This is a genomic window from Thermoanaerobaculia bacterium (genome assembly GCA_035593605.1).
Taxonomy (GTDB): Bacteria; Acidobacteriota; Thermoanaerobaculia; order UBA2201; family DAOSWS01; genus DAOSWS01.
The window spans coordinates 66,015-80,819 of the sequence record DAOSWS010000014.1; the positions used below are offsets into that span (position 1 = coordinate 66,015).

The 14,805-nt window shown below is 53.2% G+C and carries 15 protein-coding genes and 1 tRNA gene; 7 read left to right on the plus strand and 9 right to left on the minus strand.

Annotated features, from left to right (window positions below; genetic code table 11):
* Positions 1–63: 63 nt before the first annotated feature.
* The 4 genes from PLD04_08525 to purD form a co-directional block, all read right to left on the minus strand.
* Complete coding sequence (locus PLD04_08525; protein ID HXK68378.1) at positions 64–330, minus strand: RNA chaperone Hfq; 267 nt, start codon at positions 328–330, stop codon at positions 64–66.
* A 131-nt stretch (positions 331–461) separates the two neighbouring features.
* Positions 462–1,142 carry a regulatory iron-sulfur-containing complex subunit RicT gene (ricT, locus tag PLD04_08530; GenBank protein HXK68379.1) on the minus strand — a complete coding sequence of 227 codons (681 nt, stop codon included), beginning with the start codon at positions 1,140–1,142 and terminating at the stop codon, positions 462–464.
* The gene (purE, locus tag PLD04_08535; protein HXK68380.1) at positions 1,139–1,627 is read right to left on the minus strand and encodes a 5-(carboxyamino)imidazole ribonucleotide mutase; all 489 of its coding nucleotides are present in this window, start codon (positions 1,625–1,627) and stop codon (positions 1,139–1,141) included. The genes ricT and purE overlap by 4 nt, the downstream gene beginning before the upstream one ends.
* The gene (purD, locus tag PLD04_08540; protein HXK68381.1) at positions 1,620–2,903 is read right to left on the minus strand and encodes a phosphoribosylamine--glycine ligase; all 1,284 of its coding nucleotides are present in this window, start codon (positions 2,901–2,903) and stop codon (positions 1,620–1,622) included. Before purD ends, purE begins: the two co-directional genes overlap by 8 nt.
* 123 nt (positions 2,904–3,026) lie before the next feature.
* On the opposite strand from purD, the gene purB reads away from it, so the two are divergent.
* Positions 3,027–4,439, plus strand: coding sequence for an adenylosuccinate lyase (gene purB, locus PLD04_08545; GenBank protein HXK68382.1), 1,413 nt, complete (start codon positions 3,027–3,029; stop codon positions 4,437–4,439).
* Positions 4,440–4,458: 19 nt separating this feature from the next.
* Here purB and PLD04_08550 read toward each other — a convergent pair whose 3' ends face one another.
* From PLD04_08550 to PLD04_08565, 4 genes are all read right to left on the minus strand, one after another.
* Complete coding sequence (locus PLD04_08550) at positions 4,459–5,385, minus strand: metal ABC transporter permease (GenBank protein HXK68383.1); 927 nt, start codon at positions 5,383–5,385, stop codon at positions 4,459–4,461.
* A 2-nt stretch (positions 5,386–5,387) separates the two neighbouring features.
* The gene (locus PLD04_08555) at positions 5,388–6,386 is read right to left on the minus strand and encodes a metal ABC transporter substrate-binding protein (protein ID HXK68384.1); all 999 of its coding nucleotides are present in this window, start codon (positions 6,384–6,386) and stop codon (positions 5,388–5,390) included.
* Between the two features lie 13 nt (positions 6,387–6,399).
* Complete coding sequence (locus PLD04_08560) at positions 6,400–7,461, minus strand: hypothetical protein (protein HXK68385.1); 1,062 nt, start codon at positions 7,459–7,461, stop codon at positions 6,400–6,402.
* Between the two features lie 61 nt (positions 7,462–7,522).
* Complete coding sequence (locus PLD04_08565; GenBank protein ID HXK68386.1) at positions 7,523–7,849, minus strand: hypothetical protein; 327 nt, start codon at positions 7,847–7,849, stop codon at positions 7,523–7,525.
* 104 nt (positions 7,850–7,953) lie between these two features.
* Between PLD04_08565 and rpmE the strand changes: the two genes are divergently transcribed.
* The 6 genes from rpmE (at position 7,954) to PLD04_08595 (ending at position 13,168) form a co-directional block, all read left to right on the plus strand.
* On the plus strand, positions 7,954–8,166 hold the full coding sequence (rpmE, locus tag PLD04_08570) for a 50S ribosomal protein L31 (GenBank protein HXK68387.1): 213 nt from the start codon (positions 7,954–7,956) through the stop codon (positions 8,164–8,166).
* Positions 8,163–9,044, plus strand: coding sequence for a DUF1385 domain-containing protein (locus PLD04_08575; GenBank protein HXK68388.1), 882 nt, complete (start codon positions 8,163–8,165; stop codon positions 9,042–9,044). Before rpmE ends, PLD04_08575 begins: the two co-directional genes overlap by 4 nt.
* 9 nt (positions 9,045–9,053) lie before the next feature.
* Positions 9,054–10,124: a peptide chain release factor 1 gene (gene prfA, locus PLD04_08580; GenBank protein HXK68389.1), complete on the plus strand. Its 1,071-nt coding sequence runs from the start codon at positions 9,054–9,056 to the stop codon at positions 10,122–10,124.
* Positions 10,111–10,923, plus strand: coding sequence for a peptide chain release factor N(5)-glutamine methyltransferase (gene prmC / locus PLD04_08585; protein HXK68390.1), 813 nt, complete (start codon positions 10,111–10,113; stop codon positions 10,921–10,923). The genes prfA and prmC overlap by 14 nt, the downstream gene beginning before the upstream one ends.
* A complete protein-coding gene (gene murA / locus PLD04_08590) occupies positions 10,911–12,185 on the plus strand; it encodes a UDP-N-acetylglucosamine 1-carboxyvinyltransferase (protein HXK68391.1) in 1,275 nt (424 codons plus the stop codon). The genes prmC and murA overlap by 13 nt, the downstream gene beginning before the upstream one ends.
* A gap of 895 nt (positions 12,186–13,080) precedes the next feature.
* A tRNA-Ser gene (locus tag PLD04_08595) sits at positions 13,081–13,168 on the plus strand.
* Between the two features lie 1,424 nt (positions 13,169–14,592).
* Here the strand turns inward: PLD04_08595 and PLD04_08600 are convergent.
* The gene (locus tag PLD04_08600) at positions 14,593–14,769 is read right to left on the minus strand and encodes a hypothetical protein (protein HXK68392.1); all 177 of its coding nucleotides are present in this window, start codon (positions 14,767–14,769) and stop codon (positions 14,593–14,595) included.
* Positions 14,770–14,805 lie beyond the last annotated feature (36 nt).

The following is a 14,805-nucleotide window of genomic DNA, read 5'->3' on the forward strand; positions in this document are numbered from 1 at the left end:
TGAGAAGGCTAAGTATATTCCGATGCGATGGGAAAAATCAATCTGCGATCCACGAAAGACCCGTTACTCCTCCGTCGTCTCCTCCCTCTCCTCGGCTCCGGAATGTTCTTCGTCCTTGTAGATATACTTGATTCCATCTTTAAATAGCATAAGATTCGGTCCCTCATGCCGGTTCAGCTTGATGACATCCCTGTCGTACCACTCAATCCAGCCCTTTAATTCCTCTCCATCCTTCATCACGATAACAACAGGGCTTTTTGAATGCATCTGTTTGAGATAGTAATAAACCTCTGCGAATGTCTGCTCTGGAGGTGTGGGTTTGCGGCTCATCTGCTGCTGCGAGGGCGGAGTTCGTCCCGGGCCAGATGGGCGTTTTCTTTTTGTACGCACCTCGGATAACTTGGGGCGAATCAATTTTCTCTGACTCATGATGTATATCCCCCGGGAAAGTATGATTACCCTTAGTTTACATCATCATATTCAATTATGCAACTGGCTTTCTTTTTTTCACCCGGGTGATATTCGTATGCAAGACAGCACTTCAGGCGTCCACAGACGCCTGAGACCTTGGAAGGATTGAGAACCAGATTCTGGTGCTTGGCCATCTTCATCGAAACAGGGGCAAAATCCTGCAGGAATGTCGAGCAGCAGAGGGTGATTCCGCATGTCCCGCATCCAGGGAGCATCTTCGCTTCATCACGAACCCCGATCTGTCGCATCTCCACGCGAATCCTGAGGGTTCTGGCCAGCTCCTTGACCAGAAGGCGAAAATCGATACGCCCTGTTGCGGTGTAGAAAAAGATCGCCTTTTTCAGATCATAGGAATAGACCACCCGGACCAGCTTCATCGGGATGCGGAGATCTTCGTTCTTCTTCAGGCAAAGATCGTAAGCCTGTCTCTCCAGAACGATCTTCTGTTCGAAAACCTGGAGATCTTTTTCTTCCGCAACACGGACAATTTTTCCCGCAGACGAGAAGCGTTCCGCCCACTCCTGGGGCAGCGCATCGACAATAACCTCTCCGAAATCGAGACCATGTTCCTGCTCGACCAGGCAGGCCGTACCTATTTCAATAGAAGGCCCCTCAAACTTATAGTATTCGAGGCGAGGCCAACCAAATCTTCGAACGCCAACTATTGTCAATCCGAGACCTCGGTGGTAAGAATTTTTTGTCTCATCTTTTCTCTGTAAGAAGAAAGCTTTTCTGTTAGAGACTCATCCTGAAGGGCCAGAATGGAAAGTGCAAAGAGTGCCGCATTCGTTGCACCCCAGGATCCGACAGCCATCGTGGCCACCGGGATTCCCGGAGGCATCTGGACGGTGGACATCAGTGCATCCAACCCCCCAATCGGAGACGAGTCCAGAGGAATTCCCAGCACAGGAAGCGTGGTATGGGCGGCGGCTACGCCGGCGAGGTGGGCGGCGCCTCCTGCGGCACAGATAATAACCTTAATTCCCCGTTTTCGGGCCGAAGAAAAGTAATCTCCTGCCTCATGGGGAGTTCGATGGGCGGACAGGACCCTGACCTCACAGGGTTCATCAAAGGACCGGAGGGTATCTACGGCTCCCTGGACCCGTGGAAGGTCATTGGCCGAACCCATGATGATCGCAACTCGTGGCTCAGGCATAGTGCATCTTCCTCAGGACCCGCTGACCGATATCTTTTCGGTAGTACTTATTTTCAAACCGGATACGGTCACAGGCAAGATAACATCGGGAAATTGCCTGGGCCAGGGTCTGGCCCCGGGCACAGACATTAAAGACCCGGCCTCCCGACGTTAGGTACCGGTCTCCATCCATCTTCGTCCCGGCATGGAATACAATCACACCCTCAAGCTGCTCCACGTCATCCAGATTCTCGACCGGAAAACCCTTTTCATAGGCACCGGGATAACCATCGCTTGCAAGAACGACACATGCCGCAGCTTCCTTGAGCCATTCTGCGCGCATTGTATTGAATTGTCCCCGGGCTCCAGCCAGACAGATCTGGAACAGATCACTGGCCAGACGGAGCATGATGGGCTGGGTTTCGGGATCGCCAAACCGACAATTGTATTCCAGAACCTTGGGTCCATCGGTTGTAATCATCAGGCCCGCGTAGAGCACGCCCCTGTATTCACGCCCCTCGTCCTTCATTCCGCGGATTGTGGGCAGAATAATATCCTTCAGAATTACCGAACTGGTTTCCTTGTCCAGGACTCCAGCCGGGGTATGGGCTCCCATGCCTCCCGTATTCGGACCGGTGTCATTGTCTCCAATCCGCTTGTAATCCTTAGCAGAGGCCATGGGAATGATCCGCTCTCCGTCAGAGAGTACAAGAAAAGATGCCTCTTCACCTTCCAGGCATTCTTCGATCAGGATTCGATTGGCAGCTCCGCCGAAACGCTTTTCTTCAAAGAAAGCATCAAGCGTTTCATCGATCTGTTTCTGCTCCGTGCAGACCACGACTCCCTTTCCCGCCGCAAGACCATCGGCCTTCAAAACTACTGGAATCTCGAATCCCTTGAGAACTTCCAGTGCTTCTTCCCTGCTTTCAGCAATCCCGGCCCGGGCGGTGGGAATGTTATGTCGCTGCATGAAAAGCTTTGAAAAGATTTTACTGCCTTCCAGTTCAGCCGCCCGCATGGTGGGGCCGAAAATGGTCAGGCCCCGTTTCTGGAATTCATCCACAATTCCGAGAACCAGGGAAAGTTCCGGTCCCACAACCGTCAGGTCAATCTTCAGTTTCTGGGCAAAATCGGCAAGTTCCTGGATGTCATCCGGGGGGATCGCTACGCAATGCGCATAGCGGTCGATTCCCGCATTTCCTGGAGCACAATAGACCTCTTCAACAAGTTCCGACTGGGCGAGCTTCCACACGATTGCGTGTTCACGCCCACCGGAACCGATTACCAGTAGTCGCACGGACAGATTGTACCATATTCTGCGTATTTTCCGGAAATCCCTCTGAAAATAAAAGGGTTACTGTAAGGTTTCCAGAACGCCGCACCGATGACGTGCCGGGGGTGGCTGTGGTAGGATAAATCCATGCTGGACATCCTTCAATCCCGGTATGCAAGCCCTGAAATGGCGGCCATCTTTGATGACCGTAATCGTTATGCCACCTGGCGAGCCCTCTGGATTGCCCTGGCCCGTGCCGAATCAGCGGTGGGGATCCCCATTCCCGAACAGGCCTTTACAGAAATGGAAGCTCACCGGTATTCGATCGATTTCGAGCGCGTTCGGGAAATCGAGCGCGAGACCCGTCATGACGTCATGGCTCACCTTCATCACTTTGGGGAACAATGCCCCTCTGCCAAACCCTTCCTCCATCTGGGCGCCACTTCCTGCTTCATTACCGACAATACGGACCTGATTCTCGTAAAACAGGCTCTCCAGCTTATCTCTGCGAGGCTGGCCCGCCTGATCCTTCTCATGAGGGACTTCTGTGCTGCTTACCGAGCCCTGCCGGTCCTTGGCTATACCCACTTTCAGCCGGCTCAGCCTACAACCCTGGGAAAACGTGCTTCCCTGTGGCTGCAGGACTACCTTAACGACTTCCAATCGATTCGCGACTTCACGGAAAAGATCCCGTTACGGGGAACAAAAGGTACCACAGGCACCCAGGCTTCCTTCCTTGAGCTGATGAACGGTGATCCCGTTCGTGTTGAGGAGATGGAATCCCATTTTCTTTCAGGTCTCGGATTTCGGAAGGCCTTTCCCGTCACCGGACAGACCTATCCCCGAAAATTCGACTGGTCGATCTCCACACTCCTGGAGGGAATTGCCATTTCTTCCGGAAAGATGAGCCGGGATCTAAGATTAATCCAGCATATGAAAGAACTTTCCGAACCCCGGGGAGATAAACAGGTCGGCTCTTCGGCGATGCCATATAAGAGAAATCCAATGCGCTCCGAGCGGTTGACATCTCTATCCCGTTACCTTTTGAACCTCACCCGAAATGCGGTGGACACAGCCGTGGATCAATGGCTGGAGCGGACCCTGGATGATTCCGCAGGCCGCCGTCTTTACCTCCCCCAGGCTTTTCTCACCACGGATGCAATTCTGATCCTGGGACAGGATATCTTTTCGGGCCTCACCGTTCATAATGAAATCATCGATGCCCGCCTCAGGGCAGAGCTCCCCTTCCTTCTCGTGGAAACGATCCTCATGGAAGGCGTCAAGCGCGGGGGAGATCGTCAGACTCTTCACGAACGCCTGAGGGAGCACGCTATGGCTGCTTCGGACGAACAGCGCCGGGGACTCTCCAACTCCTTTTTTCAGCGAGTCGCCAATGATCCGGACATCCCCTTCTCCGAAAAGGAACTCGAAAACGTTTCAGATCCGGCCAGGCTGGTGGGTCTCGCCCCCCGCCAGGTGGATACGTTCCTGGCAGAGCACGCGGACACCTTCGAGGAAGCCACCCGCGTGGCTTCCCCGATAACAAAGGTGGAGGTCTAGTCGAAGCCGCATGATCTCTTTAGCCCGCGTGGCCTCGATGGAGATATTCTCCCAGTAGAAAGAGGAGAGCAAGAAAACCGACAGATATCATCAGGCCCATGACAACTTTTTTCAGGGCGTTTATCCGGCTCTCTGCACGAACCAGGTAGACACACAGGGACCACAGGAGAAGAACGGCACCATAAAGAGCGATGACCGTCGGACTTCCCGGAAGATCAAAGAAATAGGAGAGAAGAAGCCCGGCCATCGTGACAAGCGTGCCTGCGGTCCAGCCGATGAGAAGCTGTATCGATAGCCTGTCTGTGACACTGATTGCCATCATGGCGGGAGTCACCAGAAAGACAAAGACGAGTAGGATTCCCGCGACCTGGACCGAGGTTGTAATCACGACAGCAAAGGTCGCATAGAAAAGAAGGTCCCAGAAAAACAGGTTGTATCCCTTACCCCTGGCACGTTCCGGATCGGAGGAAATCATCTGAAAGATCGGCTGGAACCGATAATGGATGATACCGATCACGGCATAGATGATCGAAGCCTTGATAATGTCAGGCCACCCGACCCAGAGCAGGGCGCCGGTGAGAAGCTCCTTGAGATGCTCACTCCCCAGAGGAGAACGGTCCATCACCAGGATTGAAAGGGCGGCCGCCAGGGCATAGACAAGGCCAATCACCGCTTCCTGGGGCACTCCATGCCTGCGAAACCGGGTCACGCTGAAAATGGTCCCTCCGGCGAGGGCAAAGAGGAGCGAAAAGATGTAGCTCCCTGGATCTCCCGGATGGATCCCGAATGTCATGGCAACAGCAATGCCCAGCGCCGCAATCTGGGCGATCGCAAGATCCACAAAAATCACCTGCCGTTTAATGACGTGGATACCGAGATAGGAGTGGATCCCGACGAGAACCAGGCATTCCAGAAAGGGCAGGGCCATTAAGGTGAGTACATCCATAGTCACTCCGAAAAGGCGGCAAGGAGGCGATCCAGCCAGCCGTCCATGAGGGCTTCAAAGGTCGGGTATGTTTCATCGGGCTGGGTGGGGACGATAACGGCCCGGCATCCCGTTGCCTGGGCGATCCGCTGGACCTTATCGAGATCATAGTAATCCGCGGTCAGGATGACTCGGATTCCTTCCTGTCGAATCCTCTTCGTCAGGTTGGAGATATGCTTAACGGAGGGAGGAATCCCCACCTTTTCCTCCACGTGTCCGACGACCTCAATGCCAAAGGGCTTGCAGAAATAGATCCATGCCTTGTGGTACGTGATGATCTTCTTCCCATGCAACGGGTATCCCTTTTTCGACCACCCCTCCATGAAATCGATCAGGTTGTGTTCCTTGAGGTAAGAATAGAGTTCACCCTGTTCTGTCAGAGTGATCAATTCCTTTTCAGGCACTTTCGAGAGCAGTGTCCTGCCAAACATCCGCTCCAGGATTCTGGTCCGGTAGTGCTGATAGCTGGTTTCATACTCCGCCGCGTGGTCCGGATCAATACGAGAGAGCCCGTGCATGATATTTTCCGCGGCGATAAGGATGTTGAAGGGTGATATATAGACGTGGGGGTTGCCATAGACATGGATGCAGCCTTCCGACCTGGAAAAGGAAGAGGGAATTTCCAGCAGGTTCATCCCGGCAGACGCGGAGACATACCCCTTCCCCCCTTCGAGGACTTCCGGATTGCCGGCGCGATCCAGGAGAGCAGGCACCCAGAGTTCCAGATCCAGTCCCGTAGTGACAAAGAGATCGGCTTTTCTGACCTTCAACGCATAACTTGGTTTCGGGCGGACAAAGTGAGGATCCTGACCGGGCAGCCCGATGGATTCCGCACGGACATGGTTTCCTCCCACCATAGCAGCCAGCTGAGCGTAAACGGGAAGAGTCGTCACGACCCTTACCTCAGCATAAAGACCCGGAAGAAGAGAAAAGGAGATAAGAAAAAGAAGGAATCGTTTCATGGTCTTTCCTCCCTCAATAGGTTTCGTGTTTGTGAGGCCCGGCTGCAAAGAGAACCTCAAACACGACCTGGTTGGTCTGCTCGTCGTTGGGAGCGTCGATCCAGTCATATTCGGCCCTGAGCTTGACAAAGGGACTCTGCCAGAACGTCAGAACCCCGGAAAGCATTGTCGTGGAAAGCGCGTTGTCCGTCGGCTCCTCCGCGTATTGCCCCGCAGCTCCAACAATCCACCTGCGGGAAAGCCTCGACTCAAGGATCAGCGATCCTCCAAGGCTGTCATTGCCATCCAGACCCTCACGTTCCATGATCTCAAACCGAACCGAGGCGTTCCGGTACTTTTCTCTTCCGGGTGGCTCCCACAGGCAGGTAAAATCCATCCCGTAATAATTCATCCACTGATCGTCCGGATTCGCACCGCGCAGGGCCGACAGACCCCACTCCAGATAGGCGGCATCGGACAGGTCCCAGTAATTTTTCAGATGAACCAGAAAGGACGGCTTATCAAAGCTTGCTCCGGTAAAGGCAATATCATTTTCACCATTGGTTACCTGCAGCGACAATTCATTGGCATGGGCCAGGGGAGTGGAAAACGATGAAGTCAGGGAAATCCCGGTTTGCGTCAGTCCGTGATGCCCGAAAAATTTCTGAAGAGGCAGGAGTTCATGGATCAAAGGCAGGGCATGAACATGCCAGCGGTTTAATGATCCGAACGGCTGCCGGAACTTTCCCGCATCGAGCGTGATGTGTCCCGGAAGACCCACATAGGTGATATAGGCTTCCCCGATATCGAAGCCGTATTCATTGGTGGGTTCACCATCTTCCTCTTCCTTGTGAATATGGCAGAAGAGCTTGAAGCGCGTCTGCGGATCGAGCGGAGCCTGAAAACCAAGCTCCATAACCCTCAGGTTAAACTCTTCCCGCCCATCATCCGTGGCCAGATAGAGCATATCCCCCAGAACGGAAATCTCAGGATTCAGCTGGGGTTGGAATCGTTCCCCACCGGATTCCTGCGCCGAAAGGGAAAATGGAATCAATAGATAAAGAAAGAAAAAATACAACAGATATCTGCGTTTCATGGTCACCTCCAGAAACGGTCAAACAGTGAAAAACAATTTTTTCAGAATGTGAAGAAAAGGATCAGAGGGGAGGTGACCGTCCACGGGAAGGAAGGATCTGTTCAAAAGACACCCTGAAAATTGAAGCCGGTTCGGCCCTTTGAATTCGGGGAATGATCCTGATCAGTGCTTTTGTAATAATGGCCGGGATCGTGTGTGCCGACAGACAGAGTAGACAGGTATCCTTAACATGGGCGACATGACCCGAAAAATGGGTTCCTGGAGATCTTTCCGCTGAGTGGTGGTGGTGGAAATAGGGCACCAGAAGGAGAGCGACAAGGGGAAATACCAGCCCGAAAACTGCAAGACGGCCCGGCTGCCTGCTGGTCCTTCCGGTGAAATTGATCATATTTTGTGGTAGTATACCATTTCTTCCCCGCTTTCCGGATGTGCCGCGGGCATTCCGGAGAGGTTTTGGTGTATAATGGGGGTTCATCTTCAGGAGGTTGCAGCATGAAGAAAGGTCTTCACCCAGAGTATCACGACGTCGTGGCCCGCTGTGCCTGCGGTGCCGAATTTAAGACGCGCTCGACAAAAAAGGAACTCAAGCTCGAAATCTGTTCCTCATGCCATCCCTTTTTCACAGGGAAACAGAAACTGCTTGACTCTGCCGGAATGGTAGAGCGGTTCCGCCGTCGGTACGGGACGAAAGAAACCAAAGGATGAGCGAACAGCCTACCCTCGGCGTCATCGTCGGAGGGCAGGCGGTCCTGGAGGGCGTCATGATGCGCGCCCCCTGGGCGTATTGTGTTTCCGTACGGCGAAGTGACGGGGAACTCGTCTGGAAAGAGGAACCCCTCAAAGAGTATTCCGTTAAGATCCCCATTATTCGTGGATTTATCGTCCTGCTCCAGGCCCTGATCCTCGGGATCCGGACCCTGAACTTCTCCGCTGAAGTCGTGGAGGAGAAGGAAAAACCGATCTCCCCGTGGGCTCTCGGGGCCACCATGGTTCTGGCCTTTCTCTTTGCCGCCGTTCTCTTTCTGCTTCTTCCCCTGGTTCTTACACAGATGCTCCACCTGGAAAACGGAGTTCTTTTCAACATTGTGGATGGCATTATTCGCGTCATTATCTTTTTTCTCTATCTCCTGGCCATCTCCATGATGAAGGATATCCGCCGGGTCTTTCAATATCACGGAGCGGAGCACAAAGTTGTTCACGTTTTCGAGGCGGGTGAGCCCCTTACCGTCGAAAATGCAAAAGTTAAAACGACTCTTCACCCCCGTTGCGGTACCTCTTTCCTTCTCTTCGTCGTCCTGGTGGCCATTGCCGTCTTTGCCCTCATTCCCCACAGCTCCCCTTTCTGGGTCAAGCTGACGGGCCGTGTCGTCCTCCTTCCCATAATTTCCGGAATCGCCTACGAGCTGATCCGCCTCTCCCACCGGTGCAGACAGACCTGGTGGGCCCGAGTCCTCATGGCTCCGGGGCTCATGCTGCAGAAAATCACGACAAAGGAGCCCGACGATTCCATGCTGGAAGTTGCGATCTTCAGCATGGAGAGAGTCCTCAAACTGAAGAATTCCCCTCCTGAAACCATTCTGTAGAAGGTATCCATGGAAGAGCGATTACACTCCCTTATAAAAGAGTATGAAGAGGTCCAGTCCCGGCTGGCCGACCCTGCCGTTCTCAGCCAGCGTGAAACAGCCAAGCCTCTCTTTCGGCGCTCCAAGGAACTCGAGCCCATCATTACTAAAGCCCGATTGTACCTCTCCCTCAGGGACCAGCTGGATCAGGCCCGGACCATGCTGCAGGATGCCGAAGAGGATCTGCGTGAGATGGCCGAAGAGGAAATTGCCAACCTGGAACCCCGGCTTGAAACCCTGGAGCAAGAAATCAGCTTTCTCCTTCTTCCAAAGGACCCCAATGACGAGCGGAACATCATCCTTGAAATCCGTGCGGGGACCGGCGGAGAAGAAGCTGCCCTCTTTGCCGCTGAAATTTTCCGGATGTATGCACGATATGCGGAAACCCGCGGATGGGCTGTTTCGATTACCGACGTGCACTATACGGATCTGGGAGGGGTCAAGGAACTGGTGGCGGTCATGGAAGGCGATGAGGTCTACGCAAGATTAAAGTACGAGAGCGGCGTTCACCGCGTGCAGCGGGTACCGGAGACCGAAGCCCAGGGCCGTATTCACACTTCAGCCATCACAGTGGCGATTCTTCCCGAAGCCGAGGAAGTGGAAGTTGAGATTGATCCCAAGGATTTACGAATCGACCGCTTTGCCGCTTCCGGTCCCGGGGGCCAGCACGTCAACCGCACATTGTCCGCCATCCGGATTACACACCAGCCTTCCGGACTTGTCGTGTCCTGCCAGGATGAAAAATCTCAGCACAAGAACCTGGCCAAGGCCATGCGCGTTCTCAAGAGTCGCCTCTATGACCTGGAACAGCGGAAAAAGGACGCGGAAGTCGCCTCCTCCCGGAGAAAGCAGGTGGGATCGGGAGATCGATCAGAAAAGATCCGAACCTATAATTTCCCCCAGAGTCGTGTGACAGATCACCGAATCGGCCTTACGCTCTATCGGCTCGAGTCGATCATGAATGGAGATCTCGACCCCCTGATTGATCCCCTCATCGAAGAGGACCGGGCGGAGCAGTTGAAATCTATTGATTCTGAATGAGCTGCTGGAGCGTTCCTCTCACCGTCTGAAAGACCGCACCCTGCTGGTCACCCTGGCTTCTGCCTGTTTTCAGCGATCGACAGCCTGGATCCTGGCCCATGGAGACCATGCGGTATCCGAAGACGATGTTCAAACCTATTCGACCTGGGTCGAGCGAATCGAACGGGAAGAGCCGCTGGCCTACGTCACCGGTACGATTCCCTTTCGTGATCTTGAAATCAAAGTGGATTCCCGGGTTCTGATTCCCAGGCCGGAAACCGAACTATTAGTGGAAACCGCACTGAGACTGAACCTTCCGGATCGTGCCACGGTCTTTGACCTGGGAACCGGGTCCGGATGTATCGCGGCATCGCTAACATCATCCAGACCGCATTGGAGAATCTTTGCGGGCGATCGTTCCCTGGAGGCACTGGCCCTGGCACGAAAAAACGCAGCCGGTGTATCCCTTGTGGCGATGGATGCTCTTACCGGCCTGAACCGGGGATCGACCTTTGATCTCGTCATCTCCAACCCTCCCTATGTGGTTTCGGCGGAACTGCCCACCCTCCCCCGCTCCGTCCGGGAGTATGAACCGATGATTGCGCTGGATGGAGGCAGGGACGGATTGGATTTTTACCGCCTGCTGTGCCATAGTATTCCTCCACACCTGAAACCGGGAGGATGGATCGTTATGGAAATCGGGTACAACCAGTCGGAACAGGTCGCGTCACTCTTTTGCAATGCGGGCTGGACGATTATCGAAATTCTGAAGGACGGCGCATCGATCCCCCGCGTCGTTACCGCGACATGGTTACCTTAGAAGCCTTTCAGATTAACGGCCCTGCAAGACCGCGGGGAAACGTGGCGATTTCGGGAGCGAAAAATGCCGCTCTCCCGGCCCTCGCCGCTTCACTCCTGACCGCTGAAACCATTTCCCTGGGCAACGTTCCCGATGTCTACGATATTCGAACCTTTGCCCGGCTTCTGCGGGGAATGGGTGCGGAAGTCCAGCTTGAAGCACCCCGATGTTCATTGACTGCCTCTAACCTCAACAACCCGGAGGCTCCTTACGATCTTGTCCGAACCATGCGGGCATCCATCCTTGTTCTCTGTCCCCTCGTGGCCCGATGCGGTCGGGCACGCGTTTCTCTGCCGGGGGGATGCGCCATCGGGGTCCGCCCGGTGGACATGCACCTTGAAGGACTCGAACTCATGGGAGCCAGAATCAAGGTGGAGCACGGCTATATCCTTGCCGAAACGGATGGGCTGAAACCCATTGACTATACCTTTCGCCTGAAAACGGTCACGGGAACCGAGAACCTCATGATGGCCGCGGCCCTCATTGACGGGGAAACCCGCCTGGCCAACTGTGCGGAAGAGCCCGAAGTCATCTTTATGGCGGAAATGCTGCGCACCATGGGGGCGGAGGTCCAAGGGGACGGAACGGACAACATCATGATTCACGGAAAATCCCGGCTGTCGGGAGGATCCTTTTCGATCATCCCTGACCGAATCGAAGCAGGGACCTACCTCTTCCTAGCTGCGGCCCTCCCCGACAGCGAGGTCACCCTCACGGGAATCGAAACCGACCACCTCGGAGCCGTAATCCAGAAGCTTTCCCGAATTGGCGCCGATATTGAAACAAAGGATGAAGGGGTCAGAATTAACGGCCATCGGAACCTGGCAGCACAACACATGGACACGGCTCCCTATCCCGGGTTTCCCACTGATCTGCAGGCCCAGTACATGGCCCTCATGACCCAGGCATCCGGCACCTCCGTCATCCATGAGAGTATCTTCGAGAACCGGTTCCAGCATGTTGCCGAGCTGAGCCGCATGGGGGCGGATATCAAGCTGTCCGGCGCCCAGGCCACAGTAATTGGACCCTCCCGTCTTTCCGGGGCCAACGTCACGGCATCGGACCTCCGCGCTTCTGCGAGCCTGGTCATTGCCGGCCTGGCCGCAGAAGGGACAACGGTCGTGCGCCGAATTTACCATCTCGACCGGGGCTACTCCTCCATGGAGCAGAAACTCCAGGCCCTGGGATGCGATGTGACCCGGATCAAAGTCGACCACGCGTAAGAGAAAGCTGCAGCTATTTGGTATTGGTAAAATAGTCCCTCTTTACCTGGAGAGGTGTCCGAGAGGTCATCCATGAACCATGGATATCCCGTCGCGTACCGGTGAAGCCGTGCGGGAGTGCCAGGAAGGTGAGCGAGGAAATCCGCAGGCGTATCCGGAGGATACATCGAGGAATTTCGAGCGAACCTGACGCAGCAATCACGGGCGGATCCGACGGTTAAGCAGGGATAGGAATGGGCTCAGGGATAGGGAGCCGGTCTTGAAAATCGGTGTGCCGAAAGGTACCGTGGGTTTCCTCGAACCCTCCCTCCACCCTCTCGGAGTGTTTTCGGCCAATCATCCTGGCCTCAAACGGGCGAATCCCACCTTTCTTTTCTCATCAATCATGACAGAGCAAACCCGACTTAACACAAAGCGTTATCGCAAAGGTTATCTCCCACTCAGTAATGGTAAAATAGTCCTTCCTTACCTGGAGAGGTGTCCGAGAGGTCATCCATGAACCATGGATATCCCGTCGCGTACCGGTGAAGCCGTGCGGGAGTGCCAGGAAGGTGAGCGAGGAAATCCGCAGGCGTATCCGGAGGATACATCGAGGAATTTCGAGCGAACCTGACGCAGCAATCACGGGCGGATCCGACGGTTAAGCAGGGATAGGAATGGGCTCAGGGATAGGGAGCCGGTCTTGAAAATCGGTGTGCCGAAAGGTACCGTGGGTTTCCTCGAACCCTCCCTCCACCCTCTCAGAGTGTTTTCAGCCCATCATCCTGGCCTTAAACGGGCAAATCCCACCCCTCTTTTCTTATCAAACTAATACAAAACAAACCCAATGGCACGCATAGCCTTATCGCAAAGGTTATCTCCCACTCAGTAATGGTAAAATAGTCCCTCTTTACCTGGAGAGGTGTCCGAGAGGTTGAAGGAGCCGGTCTTGAAAATCGGTGTGCCGAAAGGTACCGTGGGTTCGAATCCCACCCTCTCCGCCAGTCTCCTGTTTTGTTCCCTTTTACAAGGATGTCAAAAGGTTTTTTGTATGTAATATCGAGGTTTTCTTGATAGTAGGTGCAGTTCGAAACAACAGAATTCAGCAGCTTGCGTTTTTCTGAATAATCTGCATTAATGTACTGTATATGTGCGGTTTGCGTGAGTTCGAAAATATCACGCGTACTCCTCAATAGCTGTTCTGGTTTTTTGTTTTTTGACATGCTTAGGGTAAGGTTGACCAACTCAGCCTGCCATGTCTGGCTCATCTCGTTCCAGAACTCCTCAGTAATCTTTCCGTCGAGCTTATCGACATATGCCTTGTTCAAGTGCTCTTTCAGCACCTCAATACGTTTCAGTGTTGCTTGATGCTGAGATTGACGATGTTTATCCATCTCCTTCAGTTCACTCTCAAGCATTGTGTACATCCATTTTGCGATATCGTCCGGAATCTTGATGTCCTTAATTACTCCTCCAAGCAAGGTGTCCAGCTTTTCCTGGCGGATGTAATCGTTACCGCACTTCCCCTTGTAAAATGAACAGCGGTAATAGACGTACTTTCCCTTTTTTAGTTCTGCACTGATTGAACCACCGCAAGCCTGGCACTTCAACAACCCAACAAAAGGAAAATTCCTTTTTGATTCTGAGCCGTGATTTTTCTTGTTCAAGGTACGCTGTACTTCGTCGAAGAGTTGTTTGCTAATGATAGGTTGATGCGTCCCGTGAATGGTCTTGTCTGCCCATGTGAACATCCCGTAGTAGAACGTGGTGGACAAAATTCTGTGGATGCTGGATTTTGTGAAGGGCTGTTTGGTTTGGGGATGGGTGAATCCTGATTCCTTGGCTTTTCTTACGAGAGACTTAAGGGAATAGTCTCCAGTGGCGAACCACTCAAAAAGCTGCCTGACATAAGCGTTGTACGGTGGGTTCAGTTCAATGCCTTTCTTTACATTGACATAGCCTGGAGGGGCGAATGTTGGGAGCACCCCGGTCTCTGCTTTTTTTGACTGGCCTTTTTTGACTTCTTCTGAAAGGTTTTCGATGTAATTTTTTGCGATGACTAGTTTCAGGTCGTGCATTAGGTTTTGGTGGCTTCGGCTTTCCTTGTTTAATACCTCGCCTTCTTTCACCAGGTGGATGTTCAGCCAGTCCATTTCAGATACAGTCACTCGATCTTTCAAGTTGCGATAAAGCCTGTCAGTTTTCTCAACAAGCAAATGCTGAACATTATTGTTTCGTTTAAGAAATTTCACCATCTCCCTAAAGGATTTTCTGCCAGCCTGTTTGGCTGTCTCTGTGTCTTTGTATTCTTGCAGGATTTCGATCTCATGTTTAATTGCGTACTCTTGCAATGCGCTCAGTTGAGCTTCAAGAGAAAACCCTTCTGCCTGTTCTTTAGAAGAAACACGGATATAGAGGACACCTTTTTTCATGAGCGTTCTCCTTTCTCGATGAGACCAATCTCCATTTTGTCTAATTCATTCTCCAATATTTTCATGACCCATTGCTGGATAGAGAGATCATCATAAGCAGCCCGTAACCGTATTCTCTGGTGAAACTCCTGGGACATCTTGATATGGATTTGTTTTGCGTCATCAGTGCCCATAGCCCTCTCCACTAGCGGGATATCTACGGTAGTAAT